The organism is Alteromonas sp. IB21 (assembly GCF_016405965.1).
In the GTDB taxonomy this organism is placed as follows: Bacteria; Pseudomonadota; Gammaproteobacteria; order Enterobacterales; family Alteromonadaceae; genus Alteromonas.
The window spans coordinates 57,350-78,837 of sequence record NZ_JAEFCD010000010.1; the positions used below are offsets into that span (position 1 = coordinate 57,350).

At 45.6% G+C, this 21,488-nt stretch carries 15 protein-coding genes; 5 read left to right on the forward strand and 10 right to left on the reverse strand.

Annotated elements, in window-relative coordinates:
- Positions 1 to 48: 48 nt before the first annotated feature.
- From JC525_RS20105 to dnaQ, 3 genes are all read right to left on the reverse strand, one after another.
- The gene (locus tag JC525_RS20105) at positions 49 to 177 is read right to left on the reverse strand and encodes a hypothetical protein (protein WP_269822341.1); all 129 of its coding nucleotides are present in this window, start codon (positions 175 to 177) and stop codon (positions 49 to 51) included.
- A gap of 96 nt (positions 178 to 273) precedes the next feature.
- On the reverse strand, positions 274 to 1,770 hold the full coding sequence (locus tag JC525_RS08765; protein WP_198815488.1) for a TIGR03503 family protein: 1,497 nt from the start codon (positions 1,768 to 1,770) through the stop codon (positions 274 to 276).
- A gap of 54 nt (positions 1,771 to 1,824) precedes the next feature.
- Complete coding sequence (gene dnaQ / locus JC525_RS08770; RefSeq protein ID WP_198815489.1) at positions 1,825 to 2,544, reverse strand: DNA polymerase III subunit epsilon; 720 nt, start codon at positions 2,542 to 2,544, stop codon at positions 1,825 to 1,827.
- Positions 2,545 to 2,641: 97 nt separating this feature from the next.
- Between dnaQ and rnhA the strand changes: the two genes are divergently transcribed.
- Positions 2,642 to 3,112 carry a ribonuclease HI gene (rnhA, locus tag JC525_RS08775; RefSeq protein WP_198815490.1) on the forward strand — a complete coding sequence of 157 codons (471 nt, stop codon included), beginning with the start codon at positions 2,642 to 2,644 and terminating at the stop codon, positions 3,110 to 3,112.
- A gap of 191 nt (positions 3,113 to 3,303) precedes the next feature.
- On the opposite strand, the gene JC525_RS08780 is transcribed toward rnhA, so the two are convergent.
- A complete protein-coding gene (locus JC525_RS08780) occupies positions 3,304 to 4,281 on the reverse strand; it encodes an NAD(P)H-quinone oxidoreductase (RefSeq protein WP_198815491.1) in 978 nt (325 codons plus the stop codon).
- A gap of 151 nt (positions 4,282 to 4,432) precedes the next feature.
- Here JC525_RS08780 and JC525_RS08785 point away from each other — a divergent pair, with 151 nt between their 5' ends.
- The gene (locus tag JC525_RS08785; RefSeq protein ID WP_198815492.1) at positions 4,433 to 5,626 is read left to right on the forward strand and encodes a class I SAM-dependent rRNA methyltransferase; all 1,194 of its coding nucleotides are present in this window, start codon (positions 4,433 to 4,435) and stop codon (positions 5,624 to 5,626) included.
- Between the two features lie 95 nt (positions 5,627 to 5,721).
- Here JC525_RS08785 and JC525_RS08790 read toward each other — a convergent pair whose 3' ends face one another.
- The 6 genes from JC525_RS08790 to JC525_RS08815 form a co-directional block, all read right to left on the reverse strand.
- Entirely contained in the window at positions 5,722 to 5,973 is a 252-nt protein-coding gene (locus JC525_RS08790; RefSeq protein WP_198815493.1) for a DUF2061 domain-containing protein, read from the reverse strand.
- Between the two features lie 326 nt (positions 5,974 to 6,299).
- Positions 6,300 to 6,602 carry a PilZ domain-containing protein gene (locus JC525_RS08795; protein ID WP_120959722.1) on the reverse strand — a complete coding sequence of 101 codons (303 nt, stop codon included), beginning with the start codon at positions 6,600 to 6,602 and terminating at the stop codon, positions 6,300 to 6,302.
- A 182-nt stretch (positions 6,603 to 6,784) separates the two neighbouring features.
- Positions 6,785 to 10,792, reverse strand: a complete 4,008-nt coding sequence (gene hrpA, locus JC525_RS08800) for an ATP-dependent RNA helicase HrpA (protein WP_198815494.1) — start codon at positions 10,790 to 10,792, stop codon at positions 6,785 to 6,787.
- Between the two features lie 100 nt (positions 10,793 to 10,892).
- The gene (locus tag JC525_RS08805; protein WP_198815495.1) at positions 10,893 to 12,239 is read right to left on the reverse strand and encodes a Na+/H+ antiporter NhaC family protein; all 1,347 of its coding nucleotides are present in this window, start codon (positions 12,237 to 12,239) and stop codon (positions 10,893 to 10,895) included.
- Positions 12,240 to 12,514: 275 nt separating this feature from the next.
- Positions 12,515 to 13,768, reverse strand: coding sequence for an AraC family transcriptional regulator (locus JC525_RS08810; protein ID WP_198815496.1), 1,254 nt, complete (start codon positions 13,766 to 13,768; stop codon positions 12,515 to 12,517).
- Positions 13,769 to 13,817: 49 nt separating this feature from the next.
- On the reverse strand, positions 13,818 to 14,729 hold the full coding sequence (locus tag JC525_RS08815) for a diguanylate cyclase domain-containing protein (RefSeq protein WP_198815497.1): 912 nt from the start codon (positions 14,727 to 14,729) through the stop codon (positions 13,818 to 13,820).
- Positions 14,730 to 15,191: 462 nt separating this feature from the next.
- Here JC525_RS08815 and JC525_RS08820 point away from each other — a divergent pair, with 462 nt between their 5' ends.
- The 3 genes from JC525_RS08820 to JC525_RS08830 all read left to right on the forward strand — a co-directional run bounded on the left by JC525_RS08820 (position 15,192) and on the right by JC525_RS08830 (position 21,451).
- Positions 15,192 to 17,897 carry a TonB-dependent receptor gene (locus JC525_RS08820; protein WP_198815498.1) on the forward strand — a complete coding sequence of 902 codons (2,706 nt, stop codon included), beginning with the start codon at positions 15,192 to 15,194 and terminating at the stop codon, positions 17,895 to 17,897.
- 81 nt (positions 17,898 to 17,978) lie between these two features.
- Positions 17,979 to 19,097 (forward strand): metallophosphoesterase, encoded by a 1,119-nt coding sequence (locus JC525_RS08825; protein ID WP_233095082.1) that lies wholly within the window; start codon positions 17,979 to 17,981, stop codon positions 19,095 to 19,097.
- Between the two features lie 5 nt (positions 19,098 to 19,102).
- Positions 19,103 to 21,451: a phytase gene (locus tag JC525_RS08830; RefSeq protein ID WP_198815579.1), complete on the forward strand. Its 2,349-nt coding sequence runs from the start codon at positions 19,103 to 19,105 to the stop codon at positions 21,449 to 21,451.
- The last annotated feature ends 37 nt before the right edge of the window (positions 21,452 to 21,488 follow it).

The following is a 21,488-nucleotide window of genomic DNA, read 5'->3' on the forward strand; positions in this document are numbered from 1 at the left end:
CGAACCCGCGACCCCCGGCGTGACAGGCCGGTATTCTAACCAACTGAACTACCGCTCCACATCTTCAATGTTATCAGTAAGTTGACCTGGCTGATGTTGCCCTGTCCCCTGACTGCGGCGCAGATAATACGTATTCCCCCATGTGGAGTCAACGCTTTTTATTAATAAAATTGTCATCTGCGGTTTGTTTGCCTGTTAAATAGGCATTATGTCGAAATAAAATTCAATATGAATAAATTAGCGACGCTAGACCTCTCATTTAAACCGATTTGACTATGCGCCGTCTGTTTTTTTCTTCTTTTTAAACATACCCAGAATTTTTTTGAAGCCTTTAGGTTGTGATTCCATCGTAATGTCAGCATCAGTTGTTTGCGTGGGCTTAACCCCAGGTTTAGACGTTGACTTTGATTTAGCTGCGCTTCCTTTTTTACGCACAACAATAATCACAACCGCTGCAATAACACCAATAAGAACAATTGAACCATTAATCGCAACCAACAAAAGCGTCAAGGTGCCTTCATCCATTTCATCTTCATCGATAACATTATCTTCAGTCACCGTGTTATCGGCTATTGGCGCTATGATAGGCGCACTACCGTCAACTATCGGGTCTTCCCCATTTATTAACGGGTCTTCAACTTCAGGCTCTATCGGTCCTTCTGCTACAAAACTAAATTCAGGCACATCTAAAATAAAGTCTCTTCCATCAACGGTAGCCCCATATGCGGTAACTTTTACGCGAAAAATTCCTCTTTCGTAGGCAACAATCAAATGCTCTCGCGGTTCGCTACCTCCTTCAGTAAGAGAGAAGTTCTGCATGTCTGCATTAGGGAACTTAACTTTTCCGTCCACCAACAAAGATTCGATGTCTACCAGTTCCCTATTAACGTCAATAACAATTTTATGATAGCCATCACCGCCGCCATTCATCTCGACATTAATTGACACAGGGTTGTCGTGAAGCACGATAGGCGAGCCCTCTTCCTCTCGGGTATACATGGGCGTACTGACTCTGAAGACAGGCTTCCATTCGCCTGCAGCAACTTTTAGATTAAATTGCCCCGTGAAAATACCGTCAGCAGGTCGCTCGTCCATTCCCCTACCATCATCACGAAAGGTGGCGATAGTTTGATCGCCAGTACCAAAGTTACCAAAATTAGGGTTGTTGGTACTTTTAAACTCAATATCAAGCTCCACTACGTCTCTGAATTGTTTATGCTCAATCTTCTTGCCGTTGTTGGTAAGGTAGGCCGTTGATTTCAGAATCTCACCGGCAAACAGTACCTCAGGCAGAGGGTCGGCGTGAAGTTCAATATTCGATAAAACCATGACTCGACTTTCTGGTAGCACTTGGCCGACTGCCTGCCATGGCCCTGGTACTGGATCTTTAATTGTGATCATGTCAAAGGTATCAGAATCAAACCACTGGACCTTTTCTTCATCGAAACGCCCTTGAAATAGCTTTGAGCCATCTGGCCTAACCAGAACAACGGGAGCGGAGCCATACTCGCGAAAGAAAACCATGGTGATTTCTTTTACGTTATAGTCAACCCGGAAACGGTTCTGTAAGAGTTTTATCGAATTCGTGTAGTCGTCGCCGAGTTCGGTAAGCACGGACGTATCTATAGACTGATCGTTTTCTTGAGTAGTTTGAAGCGCGCTGTCAGCAAGCTGGCGCGCAGCGTCTCGCTCATCTTCTTGAGACTGCGCAGCAGCACTAGTGTGAATCAATGATGCCAGAATAAATACCCAATAAAACCACACTCTCACGCTACGTTGCTCCTGCACTCTAATGGTGTGTTAAATCTGATGATGTGAAAAAAGTTAGGACACCTCTTCTTGATGAGGACGCCATAGACATTTGCCCCCCGCCTTTTCAACAATATCCAGGCGAGCTTCGTGCTTTGCTAACTCATCGGCGGAAGCTTTAACAACCTTTAATTTATTTGTGCTGCGAGCGACCCTGCGAATTGCGGTAGAGTCGGTTTCACTGCCTCCTGATGATGCGAGTTTTAACTTTGTTTGCCCGCCCGTCATCAGTAGATAAACATCAGCGAGTATCTCAGCATCTAGCAAGGCCCCGTGGAGGGTACGGTGGCTGTTGTCTATACCGTAACGCTTACACAAAGCATCAAGGTTATTTTTCTGCCCGGGGTGCATTTGGCGAGCAAGGGTAAGTGTATCAAGTACGTCGCAGATTTTGCTGGTAATAACGCCCGACGTCGACGCTTCCATTTTGAATTCATGATCCATGAAGCCCACGTCGAACGGCGCGTTGTGAATAACCAGCTGAGCACCTTTGATGAAACTAACAAATTCTTGAGCAACTTGTGAAAACGTTGGCTTATCGGCAAGAAATTCGTTGGTGATACCGTGAACTTCAATAGCCTCTTGCTCTATATGGCGGCCAGGGTTGATATATACATGAAAGTGATTCCCCGTTAACCGGCGGTTCACGACTTCAACACAACCAATTTCGATAATACGGTGGCCTTCTTTGGGGTCAATACCGGTGGTTTCAGTATCGAGTACAATTTGGCGCATGGAACCTCTACTATAATTACGCTTTCATTTTTTGATAGTATATCAACCCCTTCGCAATCCGCTAAGGGAAAAGACAAGATAAATTAAAGGAAGCGCTGTGGCTCAAAAAACCATCCATATATATACCGACGGTTCGTGTTTAGGTAATCCAGGGCCCGGCGGTTACGGTGCCGTACTCATTTATAAGCAGCACAAAAAAGAATTGAGCGACGGGTTTACGCATACCACAAATAACCGCATGGAGCTTCTCGCGCCTATTGAAGCACTGAACAGCCTTACCGAACCTTGTAAGGTTGAACTTACTACCGACAGTCAATACGTGAAAAACGGTATAAACCAGTGGATCCATAACTGGCGTAAAAATGGCTGGCGTACCTCAGATAAAAAACCAGTGAAAAACGCGGATTTATGGAAACGTCTAGATGAGGCGGTTAAAAAACACGACGTGAACTGGCATTGGGTTAAAGGCCACTCTGGTCATCCAGAAAATGAACGATGCGACGACTTAGCGCGAGGCGCGGCTGAAGCTAATCCAACGAAGGTAGATGAGGGTTTCGTCAGTAGTTAGCATGGGCACAAAGGCAAAACGTTTTGGTTTGAGATTACCTCATGCCCCTTTCAACTGATAACGGTTTTGCCCAACCCAATCTATATTTAGAAAGAAAGCGGGGCGATATCTCACATGAGATAACGCTCCTTTGAATACCCTAATACCCCTCTATTTTTTACGTTGGCAAGTAGGCTTCCCAATAGTCTTCCCTACCAAGAAACCACTAATTTCCCTTGGGTATCGTTATTTTCTAATCTGGCATGGGTCTTACTGATGTCATCAATATGATAGTGTGTATCAATATTCACTTTTAACTCACCGCTTTCGAACGCGGATAGGCACACAGCCGCAAAATCTCGAATAAGATCAGCCTTATAATCATCACTGCGATTTCGCAGCGTAGTACCAATGATTGAGGCCCGCTTTCCAAGCAACAAGGCCATATCGAGGTTATCTGCATAACGTCCCGCTAACATCGCAAGATAAACCACTTTGCCGTCTTGTTTGAGCACTTTAAGATTGCGATTGAGGTAGTCTCCTCCCACCATGTCCAGCACCATATCTACACCTTCGGGCCATTCCATTTTAAGCACATCATCGAACGCTTGTTGTTTGTAGTTTATCAAGTGTTCCGCACCATTTTGCTCGCACAGCGACAGTTTCTCTTCGCTTGATGCCGTCACTGCGCTGTGTACTCCCCAATAGCGACATAATTGCGTAGCCGCCAACCCAACACCGCTAGCACCGCCATGAATGAGAGCGCGCTGGGCAGGTTTAATGTGAGCTATGGTACGCAAGCATTGAAATGCAGTAAGGAACACCTCGGTAAGACCGGCAGCTTCGAAAAACGGCATTCCTTCAGGGACAGGCATAAGGTGAGCGGGGTTTACCAATACTTCTGTTGCGTATCCGCCACCTGCAACTAAACCAAAGACCTTATCCCCTTCTTTAAAAGTACTCACATCACTGGCGACTTCAGAAACCACGCCAGCTACTTCTAAGCCTAAGATTTCACTCTCTCCTTGCGGTGGCGGGTAATTGCCTTGGCGCTGCAGTGTATCGGCTCTGTTTATCCCAAACGCCTTTACGTCTACTTTTACTTTGCCTTGTGACAATGAATAGCTTTCGCGTTCATTGACGACCAGCGCATCGGGTCTGCATCCTTTTTCGAAATCGACATATTGCATAATGATATTTATTCCTTTTCATAAAAGATTCGGTACGTGTTTTCTTAACGAACAGTTTGGGTTTCTTTCGAGTTTATTCAACACAGAGCATAGGAAATTGCGTATAATCGCGACCATTCGCAGTACCGCATAACATTTTACGAGAGCCTATATGTCAGCACAGGTTATATTACAACCATCTAGAGATAAATCACTACGCCGCAAACACCCTTGGGTTTTTGAAAGCGCCGTGGCTGAGTTAAAAGGACGGGCTCGCGTTGGCGATACAGTAGACGTATACGATTCAGAAGGCGACTGGTTAGGCAAAGGTGCATATTCGCCAGAATCAAAAATTCGGGTTCGCATGTGGACGTTTAAGAAAGAGGAAAGTATTGATAATGGTTTCTTTCTGCGCCGTTTAGAAACCGCTTTAACATTGCGTAAACGCCTTTTTGACCCGAGTAAAACCAATGCCTTTCGTTGGGTTGCCTCAGAGAGTGATGGCCTTCCAGGGATAACGATAGACCTTTACGACAATGTCGCCGTGGTTCAGTTGTTAAGCGCTGGCGGTGAGAAACACAGGGACAAAATAGTCTGGGCTATCACCAAACTTATGCCCGACATTCATATCTATGAGCGAAGCGATGTGGATGTGCGCAAAAAAGAAGGGTTGGATCCTGTGACAGGCGTGCTTCATGGCGAACCGCCCATGCAGGTAACGGTTTTAGAAAACGGTATCAACATTGTAGTGGATATCGAAAACGGCCATAAAACGGGTTTTTATCTAGACCAACGGGACAGTCGTGCAGCCGCCGCTCATTACGCAAAAGACGCAGACGTACTCAATTGCTTTAGTTATACCGGTACGTTTTCATGCTACGCCCTATCAGGCGGCGCAAACTCGGTGACCAACGTTGATGTGTCTCAACCAGCGCTAGATTTGGCTAAGCATCACGTGGCAATAAACGGTTTAGACGAAAACAAAGCGCAATATATCAATAAAGATGTGTTTAAAGCGCTTCGCGAGTATCACGAACAAGGTAAACAGTTCGATATGGTTATTCTTGACCCACCAAAGTTCGTGGATAGTAAAGCAACGTTGAACCGCGCTGCGCGCGGATACAAAGACATCAATATGTACGGGATCCACGCGGTTAAGTCGGGCGGACTGTTGCTTACGTTTAGCTGTTCAGGGCTAATGCCTGCGGATCTTTTTCAAAAGGTCGTCGCCGATGCCGCGCTCGACGCAGGTCGTACCATAAAGATAATCGCACGTTTAAATCAAGCGTCAGACCACCCTATTATCGGAAGTTACCCCGAAGGGTATTACCTCAAAGGCCTAGTATGTGAAGTAACTGACGATTAATAAAAAAGCGCCTGTATAGAATACGCACAGGCGCTTTTTTATACTTACTAAATAAAGACAGTGTTTCCTATGAGATAGCTCTTAGCTTCGCGCCATTATGAGGCAAACCTAATCTCTTGGTTGTCAGCTCGCGACGCCGTCTTGACAGACATGGCTTCAAATGATGTACCTTCTTGTCGTGCTTCTAATTCTTTCCAAACCCTTTCGTGAAAGTAAAAGGCAACCGTATTAATTGCTGGCTCAACAAGTGCAACGGCCCCACCGACTACAACACTGCCAGTAAGTAAATAAGCGACGGTAAACGCTACGGTAAAGTGCATAACGGCAAAGGTTATAGTTTTTTTCATAGTGGTAACTCTCTTTACGTTGAAATCAGGATGCTTTCTCAATATTGAGAATTATTATCAATTAGAAGATGATTAGAAAATAGAAAAAACTAAACGTGCTATTCGTTAAAGTAGATGAGAGTTTAGATACTTATTGAAGAGTAGTGAACGTTTACTTTGATAGGGCAACGCATTAACTGGACAGCGTTGCAATAGAACAGCCTAATTTGCCATTCCCTAAACGCGAAAACAAAGACGTGCAACGACAATGCTGCATCAAGGCAAAAAATAGCATAGCGGCAATCACAAAGGCGAAGCGAAAGCGTCGCCAACGAGAAAGAAGATGGCTATTTCATCTGCGAGATTTCAACGCCTATGATACAGCTTGACTCTGATTCAGGCTCGCAGCGCACTACGGTTGCTAAAGCTGCAAGAGACGGTATTTGTGAGCTTGAAGATTCTATAGCAACGCTCACTTGCGTACCCACTTCAATTGAGGGTTCATCTACTTCTAATGACATGCCCGTTGCACTGATGTCTTTACACAGCGCCTGCATGGTCCGGCTCGACTCATCGTCAGTAATTTGCAACTGACACGGCGAATTTACCATCATCCTGAAAAAATTTCGCTTATCGTCGTATCCCAACATCTCTACTTCTCCTGATTTTTAGCTCTTCGCTTACGACTACATCTGTTGTTATAGGGTGATGCGCATAACTTGTCAATCTAACTGTTCAATATTTATTCAACAAAACTAAAAAGCCTTAACCCTATAGCTTGATGTTTATTCGAAAAAAGAAGAAAACACGCCCAACAAGCCAATCCTTCTCCCTAAAAATCAGCGAGGTACAAGGTGATCCGTTTGGCTGATATAGGATAAGCGGTACCCAGCTGCTGAGCGAATAAAGAAACACGTAACTCCTCTATCATCCATCGCACGTCGAGTAAGTCTTGAGGTACCTTACCTTTTGGATACTTCGAACACGCTTTTTCCCACTCTTTAATCGATTTTTCTATCGTAATTTGGTGCATTCTGTCTTTATTGGGGTCGATAGGCAATTTCTCTAAGCGGCGAGCAAGCCCTTTGATATAGCGATTCCAGTCATCGAGCCTTGACTCACCAATCTCTGAAACAAAACCAGGGAACACTAAGGATGCCAAGTGCGCTTTACAATCACCTAACGCGTTAATCATGGTCAAAGGCACATTACCTTTCATTTGTTTTTGACATTGATGGGCAAGGGTTAACCCTTGTTCAACCTGTTTTGCTATCTCTAATACTTTGTCGTTGATATTCGCTCGTGCAATGTCTAAACATGCTTCAAAGTCAGCTTTATTGCGGATGTCTGTATTGTTAGCTTGGCTAAAATCACTCACTATGGCATCAATACCAGCAAAAATGCAGTCATCGATTAACGCTTTGACTTGGCCGAACGGGTTAAAATACAGGCCGAGTTTTGCTTTATTGGGAAGCTTGCTTTGCAGATAGTTAAGTGGTGATGGCATGGCATTTTTAATCAACACATTAACGCCCTGCTTGTGTAGTGCTCGAGCCTTGTCTGCTTCTTCAACTAGAGCAATGTCGACCTTTTCGCCCTTTTGGACCAGTGCAGGGAAAGCCTGCACTTCAAAACCACCGACTTTTTGAACGAATGTCTCTGGTAAGCTTTCAAAATCCCATTGCTCTATGTTGCTACGCTCTAATTCTGGGGTCGCGGCCTTTTCAAACGTTTGTTTAACCTGGCCTGCGCACTGCTGTTTGAGTGCATGAAGATCATCGCCTTTGGCAATATCGTCACCGCTATCATTGACCACGGCGAAGTGCATTGTTAAATGCTTATCAAGCTGTGACAGGTTCCACTCTTCGCTTTCAATAACAACCCCTGTCATCTTGCGGAGTTTATCGGTAACAGCATCAAGAATGGGCACAGGGCGGTTGTTCTTATCTGTCTCGCTAATATCAGCAAGACACGCCTCGGCAAAGTTGGGGGCCGGAACAAAATTGCGGCGAAGGCGTTTAGGCAAGGTTTTAATTAAGCCAACAATAAGCTCATGCCTTAACCCCGGCACTAGCCAATCGAATCCGACGTTGTCCACCTGATTAAGCACTGGCAGTGGAATAACCACGGTGACACCGTCATCTTCAGCGTTGGGTTCAAAATTGTAGCGCAGCGGCAAAGTAATGTTGCCTTGGCGCCATACATCCGGAAAAGCATTGGCTACCGATTGACCTGGCTGCTGACGGTAAACGTCTTCTTCCTTAAAGGTTAAGGTGTCGCTATTACCGTGCTGCCTGAACCACTTCTTAAACGCGGCATCGTTGTTCGCTTCAACAGGAATACGCTTAGCGTAAAAACTAACTAGCTCCTCGTCATCGACAATGAGGTCGCGCCGACGGGTCTTTTGTTCAAACTCATCGGCTTGTTCAAGTAGCGCCTGATTATCTTGCAAAAAGCTATAATTTAACTTGGTATTACCTTCAACCAAGGCCTCTCGAATAAACAACTCGTGACAAATTGCTGGGTCGATCAGACTATAAACCTTGGCCCGCTTCATGACGATAGGCAGGCCAAACAGCGTGACTTTTTCAAACGCGATAACCGCACCGCGCTTTTTCGACCAGTGCGGTTCAGAATAACTTCTTTGCACCACGTGCTCGGCTAAGGGCTCGACCCATGCGGGATCTATTTTCGCCACCACTCGTGCAAACAGCTTAGACGTTTCAACGAGTTCGGCCGCCATCACCCATTTTGGCTGAGACTTTGATAAGCCAGAACCAGGGAAAATCAAGAAGCGGGAATTGCGCGACCCCATGTACTCGCGCTCTTTGTCTTTAAAGCCCATGTGTGACAATAAGCCGCTGGCAATGGCTTGGTGAATAGCCTGATAGTCGGCTTCTTGCTTGGAAATACCAAAACCTAGCTCAGCGATAGACTTTTTAAGCTGGCTCACGATGTCTTGCCACTCACGCATACGCAGATAGTTAATAAAGTTCTGCTTACACCATTTGCGCAATTGGTTTTGGCTCAGTGCATTTTGTTGTTCTCTGAACGCCATCCATAAGTTGTATAGGCTAATGAAATCAGAGTCTTTATCGTGGTATTGGCTATGCTTCTCATCCGCTTGCTGGCGTTTTTCCTGAGGGCGCTCTCGCGGGTCTTGAATAGAAAGACCAGCGGCGATCACTATAACCTCACTTAAAGCATTGGTGCGATCTGCCTCAATCACCATGCGCGCATAGCGCGGGTCGATGGGCAATCGTGCCACTTGGCGCCCTAACGAAGTAAGCTGCATTTTGCCTTGCTGCCTGCCTTTCCCATTTGCTATTGCCTGAATTTCTTCAAGTAAGCGAAAGCCATCGTTGATGTTGCGGTTGTCCGGTGGCTGAACGAAAGGGAATGCCGCAATATCGCCCAAACCTAAAGCGAGCATTTGCAAAATAACCGATGCTAAGTTGGTTCGCAGAATTTCAGGGTCGGTGAATTCCGGGCGCCCTAAATAATCGTCTTCACTGTACAAACGAATACAAATACCGTCTGAAACACGGCCGCATCGCCCTGCCCGCTGGTTTGCTGACGCTTGTGATATTGGCTCAATAGGTAAGCGCTGTACTTTGCTTCTCGCGCTGTATCGTGAAATACGCGCAAATCCCGGGTCTATAACATACTTAATCCCTGGTACGGTTAACGAGGTTTCAGCCACGTTGGTAGCAAGCACAATTCGCCTGCCGCTGTGCGACTGAAAAATACGGTTTTGCTCAGCGGCAGATAGTCTTGCATAAAGGGGCACGATTTCAGTATTGCGATAATGTTGCTTGCTGAGCGCATCCTGCGTGTCTCTGATTTCACGCTCGCCGCTTAAAAACACCAAAATATCACCCGGCGCTTCACGCATAAGCTCGTCAACGGCATGAACAATAGCATCGCTTTGGTCCATTTCCTCATCAATATCTTCAGGAGCGCGGTAGCGAATTTCTACCGGGTAAGTACGACCGCTTACTTCGATAATAGGTGCGTCGCTAAAGTGCTTTGAAAAACGTTCAGGATCGATGGTAGCAGACGTTATGATAAGCTTTAACTCAGGGCGCTTATCCAGAAGCTGTCGAAGATAGCCCAGCAAGAAGTCGATATTAAGGCTACGCTCGTGGGCTTCATCTATTATGATAGTATCGTACTGATTTAAAAAACGATCTTGCTGCATTTCAGCCAGCAGCATACCGTCGGTCATCAGTTTCACGTAGCTTCGCTCACTGACCTGATCGCTAAAGCGAATTTTAAAGCCTACCTTCTCACCTAAAGGGGTGTTGAGCTCTTCGGCGATGCGGGTTGCTACACTGCGCGCCGCCAATCGTCTTGGCTGAGTATGAGCAATCATGCCGCTAACCCCACGGCCTAATTCCAAGCAAATCTTAGGTAACTGGGTTGTTTTACCCGACCCGGTTTCACCTGCAACAATCACCACCTGACTATTAGCAATGGCTTCCTTAATGTCTTCTTTCTTATCGCTCACCGGCAGCGGTGGGTACTCTACTTTGGGTAAATTCGCCTTCCGCCAATTGCGTTTTTCTATTGATGCATCGATATCTGCATTTAGCTTTTCAAACTGCGCTCGTAGACTGTCTTCGCTAAGCATGGTCTTATTTTGCGGGTCTTCACTGGCTGGCTTAGGCGTGCCTTTATTCAACGAACCGCCATTTTCGGCTTGTACTTTATTACCCAAAGACGCGCCATTTGCTTTTTGTACAAGCTGCGTTATGCGGCGCTTTAAACGAAATTTATCGGCGCTTAAGCAGTCATCAAGTTTGTTATAGAGAGGTTTTATCACAAGTGGTGAAGACAAAGTCGCATCCTACAGAGTTTTTCTATACATCAATAAAATTCGGGCGGTGATCCTAGAAAATACCGCCCTTAAAAGCTAGTGTGTTAAGCGTTACGTGAATTTACGCGCTTTGGGTTAGTTCATCGTCTTGTGGGGTTTTAAAACGCGGAAACCCAAACCATATCGCCGCCACACCAAACACGAATATAAGCATGGGGTACCAGCAGTAAGGCGTGATGGCTAAAGGTGAAATTCCCACTACCGCGGCAGCACTTAATAGCTGCGCACCGTAGGGTACTAAACCTTGAAAACTGCAGGAAAAGATATCCAGTAACGATGCGGTACGACGAGGGTCAACGCCGTACTTTTCGTTCAAGTCTTTAGCAATCGGGCCTGCCGTAACAATCGCGATAGTATTGTTCGCGGTGGTAATATCTAAAAAGCTGACTAACCCAGCAATACTAAACTCGGCACCCTTTTTAGACGTCACTCTGCGAGTTAAACGTTCAATTAACCAGGCAATGCCGCCATTAGCGTGCATAAGCGCTACAATACCACCTATGGTAATAGCAATCATCGCCAAGTCTTGCATCCAGCCCATGCCTTTTTGGATACTCTGCGTCATTGAAAGCATGGTAAAGCTTTCTTGCACCAAGCCAACCACACAGGCACTGGCAATACCAACCGCTAAAACGCTGATTACATTGAATCCGGTAAGCGCGAAAGCGATAATGCACAGATAAGGAACTATACGCCAGAAATCATAGCTGCCACCTTCAACGATACCTGACGTGTCTACATCGACCATGAGTAACAGCGCCATGGTAACGATGCACGCTGGTACCGCCACCATTAAGTTCGCACGGAACTTATCTTTTAACTGTACCCCTTGTGTACGCGTTGCAGCAATGGTGGTGTCTGACACAAACGATAAGTTATCACCAAACATCGCCCCGCCCACGACAATACCTAACGCCATTTCAACCGGCAGCCCTAGGCTGGTAGCAAGGCCTGCACCTATGGGCGATAAAGCAGTAATAGTTCCCATGGATGTACCCATAGAAAATGATATAAAACAGCAAATCAAAAAAAGGCCTGGCAATATCAATGCAGAGGGCACAAATTGTAGTGCCATATTCACCGTGGCATCCCTTGCGCCAATATCAATAGTGACGGCATAGAATGCCCCCGCCAGCAGGAAAATCAGTACCAATAAGATGATATTCTTATCGCCGCCTCCTCTACAAAAGGTTTGCACTTTTTCAGAAAAACTCACCTTTTTGCCCTTGGGGTTTAAACACAGTCCGTAACCAGCACTAATGAAGAATGCCACTAGAATTGGCATTGCTGTAATGTCGTTCGTTGTGATCCCCGTAACGACGACAAGAACCACGAAAAGGAGTATTGGCGTTAGACCCATCGCATTGGGCAAAACAGACGGTGGTGCAGTAGCGTTATTTTCGCGCACAGGAAAACTCTCTTTTGATTTTATGACTTATCTACAAATGATTAGCGACAACAATGCTGTCTTGGATTTAGACCCAAAGGTTCGCAAACACACACTATCTAAGTACTTAAGTCTTTTATAGGCGCGGTTCGCTTTGCTCTTAAAGGATATTAATTCAATAGTGTAAAGCAATAAAAAGTTGCGTCTGTAATGGCTTTACAACGTAAAAAATATAAGCGGGAGAGGATAAAAGTTTTTACTGCTATTGAAAAGAAAATTACACGGGTTTACACAACTTACGCATGTGAGAGTCTTAGTTCGCTTGGTGTTTTGCCCGTCAGTCGCTTAATCGTTCGGCGAAAATTGGGTAAATCGCTGATGCCCATTCTACTTGCCGCCTCTTCGTTATTGGCTTTACACACAGACAGCAAAATTAACGCGTAGTTACGCCAGACTTCTTCTGACAATTGACGATAGCTGGTATTAAACTCTTTCAATTTGCGCTTGAGCGTAGCTGGGCTAATGGTTAAATTTTCGGCAAGCTCGGGCAGTGCACTTCCCGAATGCCCCGCTCTTATCGATTGGTAAACATGGCTTCTTACATAGTCAGGAAGGGAAATAAGTGGGTACAGTTTATGGCCAATATGCGTGTCTAATGTAGGCTCTTTGGTCATATCCGATGCACTATTAATAGACGCTGACAATGATTCATCTAGCGCGCTTTTTTCGATGCTAATACTGCTGACTGGACAATTAAAGGTAAGTTTAAGCCCTAAATGGGTCTCAAAATCAGCGATATTTTTTGGCCGAGTGCAGGTAAAAGAAAAAGACGCGGGAACGCGTCGTTTCCCGATACCTTTCACGAGTGCAATTAAGGTGGCAAATCCCATTTCTCTGACAAATTGCGAGGTTTTCGAATTACCCAGTGTAAGTTGAGGAACCAAAATTATCTTATCGTGAATGTCAAAGCGCTGATACTGACATAAGGGCATACTGCACCATCGAAATACCTGATGTTGTGCAAGGTGGGTCAGCAGCTCCTGCAGCGTATCGCAGGTTTGTAAGACGTGTAAGGGGCTACGCAACCACTGAGAGGCCAACGCATTGCCCAGTAAAAAGCTGACGTCTGCGCCTTTAGTTTGACTTTGAACATTGGCTAGTAGTGACTGATATTGTTTAACGCTTATCAGAGAATCTGGCTCTAGCGTGTCTTCGAAAATACCTGTACCTCTGAACAAGTTGTTTTTGTTCGCGCCACGGGTAATTGAAACGTCAAGTACAGCCTTAACCAACCAATAGCCCGCAATGACCTTGTCGTGAATTGACTGCGCAACATCAGAACTTGCAAAGACATCCACGCTATCTGCGTCCTCATCGACTGTTAGATACGTGTCTCTTACAGAGACACCCATGCTAGCATTACTTTTTACATGGACATCCATTGAAGCTCGCTCACTTGAGCGCTGCTTTTTTTCATAAAGCATATCGCTGCCATCATCATGTTGTGACGGTGTCGCTTCTACGGTAAAACTTGGTATGCTCAATTCCATCTGGTTTTTGCTGCGCTAAAAATCGTTTCTTTATTCATCGTCTTGTCGATTACGCAGCGCTTTTTTGAGGCCGTTCAAGTTCAAAAAGCATGGCGTTTAACACTGCGGACAGTTTCTGGTTGGGCAACAGCGTTACGTGCGTACTTCGGGCATTAGTATAAATAGCATTCGCATTTAAATTGTGTCTGAAAGCGAGATGCTGAATACTGACCTTTATCTCATTGATAATGATACCTGCCTGAGTCGGCGACACATCCGGCAAAAGAATAGCAAAGCGATCGCCAGCGTAGCGGCAGGCTAAATCATGTTGACGCAAGTTCATCACCACTAACTGAGCGATTTCATGGAGGTATCGGTCGCCTTCCGCATATCCATACTGCTGATTAAACAAAGAAAAGTTGTTGATATCTATAATGGCAAGCACAGCTGTTTTATTAACTTGCTGAAGCTTGTGAATTTGTTCTTTCCAGTATTCTGCGCGATAAAGTTGGGTTATCGGATCAATTTTATCATGGTCGCGATAGTCCCATTCACGGCGTCTTAGCTGTAAATTGAGCGCTCTCTGCTCAAGATGCCACTGGTAAAGGGCAGCTGTCATCACCACCATTCCAACGGCTGCAGGATAAGACTCAATCATGCTTATCCAATGTGCATCGTCAGGGTAATGTAAAAACTCATCTAAAAAATCTAACGTAGCCGAGAACAAGAAGAACCCTAGCCCGAAAACAAGAAGGCTTGTAACTTTACCGGGAGGTCGGCTCGCAAGTGCTGCGAGTATCCAAGCAAGCGTAAGCAAGACGATGCTCCCCTCCCCTACGATATCTAACCCTGAAATGTCGGCACTTTGTTTAGCGTTACCGACAGAAAATGATAAACACATAGCAAACGCGACAACGCTAATGGTAAACGCGAGCCACAATTTATGATGTCCAAACTGGGTGCTATTGGTAAAGGTAAACATAATGCCTCTTGGTATCTCTTAATAATTTGCACACTGCAAGCTGTTCTACTTTTGATAAACGCGTTTTGATAAGCGCGCTAGGTTGCGTAGACCTTGTCAGTCAAACACAGAAAAATCGCTATCAAATGCCGCCGCGCGATATCCAATTTTCAAAATTGAAGCAAGGAGTCTTGCCTAAGTAAGTTTGTAGTGTCGAGGGTCAGTTTGGCTCATCAATGTGACATCTTCATGGCAATTATTTCCACCTCTGTCTCTATTTAACAAAAAATCCATAAAAATCATAACCATAAGAAAGGGTCAATTTAGCTCACGAAATGCTTCGTCAATATGGTTTTCACCGCCAAGTCTTTTTACCAACATCAAATCGTCATATAACTGTCATGCAGGATTCTTAGGGTACCCACTCGTTAACTTAGCACTTACTTAACACTCCTTTTGACTGCTTAATTGATTGGAAAACAAATGAAAATTAAAACCGCGTACTCTTCCCTTGCACTCGCTTGCGTTACGGCACTAGGCCTAAGCATTGCTTCACCTGCTATGGCGGCTGATGGTGTTATTATTGGCTCAGTAAAAGATGCAGCCAAGGCCCGAAGCTATGCCGGCGCACGAATCAAACTTATCGAGCTAGGCCTTACCACTGAAGCAGGCAGAGACGGCACGTTTCGCTTCCCTTCTATTCCTGAAGGCACTTACACGCTAGAAATCTCTTATCTTGGTGAAGACACCGTCACGCAAACGATTGTCGTGACAGACAATGGTATTTCCCGCGCTGCCGTCGAATTTGGTAGCGGCGATACTATCGATGAGATTCTGGTACGCGGACAACGAAGCGGACAGGCAAGCGCCATTAACCAGCAACGCGTATCTGATCGTATCTCGTCTATTGTTTCGGCAGACGCTATTGGTCAATTCCCTGATCAGAATGCTGCAGAATCGCTGCAACGCTTGCCCGGTCTCTCAATAGAACGTGACCAAGGCGAAGGTCGCTTTGTGGGAATTCGCGGTATCGATCCGAACCTGAACAATGTAACCATCAACGGGTTGAATATTCCGTCGCCGGAATCTGGCGTGCGCTCGGTTGCCCTTGACGTTATTCCCTCAGAACTCATTCAGACTCTAGAAGTATCGAAATCTGTTACGCCAGATATGGATGGTGACGCCATTGGTGGCTCGGTGGCGGTTAAAAGCGTGAGCGCCTTCGATAAAGCCCGTGATACTGCAAGCGTTACCGTACAAGCAAGTCAAAACGATTTGGTAGATAAAACCAGTCCAAAGCTATCCGGTACTTTTACCAAAAAGCTTTCGTCCGAATGGGGTGTTGCCGGTGCAATCTCTTATTTTGACAGAGACTTTGGTTCTGATAACGTTGAAAGCAACGGCGATGACGAGCTTGAGCAAAGAGACTATACAATCACTCGCGAGCGTTTAGGGAGTGCATTAAACATTGATTTTCGCCCCGACTTCAACAACCAGTATTTCCTTCGCACACTGTATAGCGAGTTTTCTGACGACGAATACCGCCAAGGCAACATTTTCACTTTTGATGGTGAAGACTCGGAAATAGAAAGGGAAAGTAAAGACCGTTACGAAAGTCAAAGCATCTTTACTGTGGCACTAGGTGGTGAGCACCAATTAGAGACGTGGAGAGCAAACTGGCAACTTGGCTATGCAAAGTCTGATGAAGACGAACCAGACGCCTTGTACTATGTATTTAAAACAGAAAACGACAGCATCGACGCTGATCTAAATACCATGCGCCCGACGGTTTCGCAAAACGCTGATGCTATGGATTTATCTACCTATGAGGTAGACGAAATAAGTTTTGAAGACAACTATACCAAAGATACCGAAACCAGTATTAAATTTGACGCATCACGCCCTATTAACCTAGGTGGGTACATTGGTGAATTCAAATTCGGTTCAAAATACCGCAGCCGAGAAAAAGACAGGGACAGCAGCATCACGATTTTTGATGGCGACTTTGATGGGCTAGATGCCTCTGTGTTTGGTACTGCTAGCCCAGAGTATGCACTCGATGACTTCGGCCCTGGACTTAATCGCGGCGTAATGCGCAGCTACTTCAACGATAACCGCTCAAGCCTTGAAGTAGACAGCCTTAATTCAGAAGTTGAATCTCGCGGTGCCACATACGTCAATGAAGAAGATATCTTTGCCGCCTACGTTATGGCCAGCGTAGATATTGAAAAGCTTCACTTGGTTGCCGGTGTTCGCTACGAGCGCACTGACTTTTCAACGTCAGGTATGCGTGTAGAGCTTGTTGAAAATGAACAAACCGATGTAGAAGAAGTGGTAAACACACCATGGCAAGCTGAACGCGACTATGACTACTGGCTACCCAGTGTAAACGCCAGATATACGTTTTCTGACAAGCTGCAGCTTCGAGCCGCCTACACTCAAACCATCTCACGACCAAAATTTGAAGATGTGGCTGCATTTCAAATTATCGAAAGTAAAACCGAAGAAGACGACGGCGTATTTGTTACGGAACGTGAGGCAGAAGTGGGCAACCCAGACCTTCAACCTTATGAAGCGCAAAACGTCGATTTGTCACTTGAATACTACCCTGGCGACATTGGCGTAATTTCAGCAGGGTTGTTCTATAAGAATATCGACAACTTTGTTGTGTATGCAGATGTTGCAGGTACCATCGGCTGGGAAGGCTTTGAAGAAGTTATTCAGCCAATTAACGGCGACTCTGCTGACTTAACCGGTTTGGAACTTTCTTGGGTTAAAGCCTTTAATAACGGGTTCATCGTATCTGCCAACGCGACATTCACCGACTCTGAGGCCACCACATTCTTAGATGGCGAAACATTCGAAACTCAGTTACCTAATCAGTCAGATCGTATTGGTAACTTAACCATTGGTTACGAAGCGAATGATTTCAGCGTACGTCTTGCCACCACGTATAAAAGTGAAAACTTTGAAGAAATTGATGGTGATATGTTGAGATTTGAAGATGACCACGTACAGATAGATTTCATGGCCCGTTATTACATTAACGACAGCATGCAGGTGTATTTCAACGGGATTAACCTAGGTGACGAGCCTTTCTATAACTATTTCGATACGCGTAGTCAAAACGCGCAGTACGAAGAGTATGGCCGTACGTTCGAGCTAGGTTTTACTTGGCAGCTTAACTAGTCACTTTTATTTGTTGTTAATGTTCAGATGTTCGCAAGCTTCTATCATGGGGCTTGCGTCATCTGCTTTTGAGAGTCTTTCATGCACGGTTTATCCACATTTCTCCCTACCACAAAGCCAACATTCGCAACCTTGTTTGCGGTTGCGTTTTGTTTCACCTGCAGCCTTACCTCAGATTTTGTAAAGGCAGAGCAAACAAGTCCCGCTCATTCCGCGGCAAAAACTAACGCTGCTATTAATAATGCGAAGGCTACCAACGAGCAGTATTCACATAATTATTATGCGCAAACCACTATTGAAGGTTTATCGGTACCGAATGACGCGGTTTCTTTTTTAACGCTAGGTGACTGGGGCCGCAACGGTCACTTTTATCAAAAACACGTTGCTAAATGGCTAGATGTTGCAAGCTACCAATTAGATGCCGAATTTATCGCAACCACCGGCGATAACTTCTACGACAATGGCATTGCGTCAATTGACGACCCTTACTGGCTGTCTTCTTACGAAAACATTTATCATCAACCTCACCTATTCATCGACTGGTACCCTGTGCTGGGTAACCATGACTATCGAGGTAACTGGCAGGCGCAAATAGATTACAGCACTAAGAGTCGACGTTGGGAAATGCCGGCGCAGTATTACAGTAAGACTTTAAAGCTTGACGATGGAAGCTCAGCACTCTTGTTGTTTATCGATACGTCTCCGCTAAACCCAGACTATGCAGATGAAACTAAATATCGGGAAGCGTATTCACAAGGGGCGTCTGAGCAGCTTTCTTGGATAAATACTATGCTGGCCAAACAGCAATACGCCTGGAAAGTTGTCATTGGACATCATCCACTTTATTCAAGTGGCAAACGCTACGGTAAAACAGAAGCTATCAAGGACGTACTAGAACCCATTTTTCACAAACATGGCGTGAACCTTTATATTGCCGGGCACGAGCACGACCTTCAGCACAATCAATTACCCGGGGATGACCTGGTGCACGTAGTATCCGGTGGCGGCTCAGAAGTGCGCCCCGTTGGTAACTACGACTTTACACAATTCGCAAAATCGACGGGCGGCTTTGTCAGTGTGAGCATTAAAGCTAACAACATCTTCCTTAATTATATCGATCACAATGGGAAGACGATTTACACCCACACAATCAATAAAGCCAGTACAGCGTCTTCGACGACCACGATTCAGGATCAATAATGACAATGGATAATCAAAAAACAAAAGCGCTACACCGCGCATTAGCAAAGACCGTAGTTTTTACCGGCGCTCTAACCACACTCTTTAGCTGTGCAGCGCAAGATAAAACAGCCTCAAAAACCGAAGCCGAGCCCACCGGCACTGTACTTACCCTTACACACCTCAAAAAAGGTTTTGAGCAAACGCTCTATTACCAAAGCGATGATTACTCTTATAAAGACACCCAGGCTAACAGCACAAAAACCTCAGAACCTGAGTCACGAACTTACAATGACACCCATGGCGACCACACGCTTGAGGCACGGACTTATAGTGACACCCATGGTAACGACACGCTTGAAGCACGGACTTATAGTGACACCCATGGCAACGACACGCTTGAAGCACGGACTTATAGTGACACACATGGCAACGACACGCTTGAAGTAACGCCCTCAGAAAAAAGTCATTCTTACGAAGACACCCAAGCCATTAACCTTCAAATAAACGAGTATGAAGGCATTTCGCTAACTAACCGCCTAGGTAAAACTCAATTTATTGAGGGCAGCTTTGCGCTTGCACACGCTGAAGTAATTACTTCAGAAAACAAGCAATGGGTGTCTTTGGTAGTGTTTAACAACAATACGCAGCATATAGAGGTATATCGCTTGTCTGTTGATACCCTGGACGAGCAGCAACGACTTAGCCAACCGACTAAAGGCTCAGAAGCATTATGCGCAGCCACTAGTGCTAGCGGAACGCCCCACATTGTAAATGTTGATGCCACTGGCACCCTCAACCAGTATGAACTGCACAATGACCAGTTTTTACGGCTTCGTAATTTTGCCATAGGCCCAGGAATCAAAAGCTGTAGTGTCGACCTTAACGCGCAAAACATCTATTTGGCGGATGAGTTTGCTGGGGTTTGGAAGATTGATGCCCACATTGAAAGTGAGCTAGAAAAAACGCTTATTTTTCATGACGCAGATACGCCGGTTGAAGGCGTGAGCACTGTGTCGAACAACATCTTACATTCAAACAGCAGCCTTGTTGGCTGGGTGAGCCCGGATAAAAGCGGCGTATGGCTACAAAATCAATGTCATTCTGAATTCATCACCTTGCAGCACGACCTAAAAGAAAACGCCGAACCCATTAAGCCTGAATTTCTCCACTTGTCCATATCTTCACGTGGGAAAGAGCCAGGTTTTTCACTAATCGTTGACGATGACGCATCGGGCAACTTTTACGCGGCAGAACTGCCTATTGAATTGTCTGCTGCTTATTTTAACGGTGGGTGTCTTGCTAATAAAAACGCAACAGTAGCAAGCAAGAATGACGAGACGGAAAAGCATGCTATGGCGGCCGTCTTTCCATCAGCTGAAACGCAGCCGGTGCAAAACTACGGAGATGCGGCAGACGACCCTGCTATCTGGGTGAATGCACTGGCCCCTTCGCAAAGCCGCATAGTGGGCACTGATAAAAAAGGCGCGTTGAATACCTATGATCTTTCGGGTAAGCAACATCAAAGCCTAGCCGTGGGACGAGTCAATAACGTGGACGTTGGGTATAAGGTTGCCGTAAACAGTGTGAACACCGGTGGCCATAAAAAGTTTACCGACATTGCTGTTGCTTCAAACCGCACACACAACAGTTTGTCTGTTTTCGATATAGATAAAGACGGCAATCTTGCCCATTTAGGCGAGATCAAAACAACGCTTAGCGACATTTACGGGATGTGCCTTTACGTGGATGACGGTATAGCCCATGTGTTTGCGAACGACACCAGTGGTCGCTTCGAGCGATACAAATTATTAATCAACGAAAATAAGGTAGTGGAAGGAAAGTTAAGCCAGTCGTTTTCTCTTCTATCACAGCCGGAAGGCTGCGTGGTAGATATCCACACCAATACCGCTTACTTTGGTGAGGAAGCTGCTGGCATTTGGGCGCTAGATATCAGCTCTATTGATAATACACCTACATTTATTGCAGCAATCACACCGCCAGTTGAAGCTGATATTGAGGGCTTGGCGCTATTTACCGTCGATGAGCAAAAATATCTTATTGCATCCAGTCAAGGAAATAACAGCTATGCGATCTACGGTATCAACAAACAAGACGCCGGCCAGCTTACGTTTTTAGGGCTCATACGAATCACTGCCGATGTAAATAATAGAATTGATGGCGTTTCCGAAACCGATGGGCTGGAAGCTACCAACGCCAACTTAGGTGGTGTTTACAGTGAAGGTCTTTGGGTGGTGCAAGACGGCAGAAACGTCATGCCATCAGAAACACAAAACTTCAAACTAGTCTCTGGCGCGACCTTAAAAGAAGCGATAAGACGCTTAGCAAACAATACTCGCGAACTGAACAACTAGCACGCGCTAATAAAGCAGCCAAGGGCGAGTACACTCG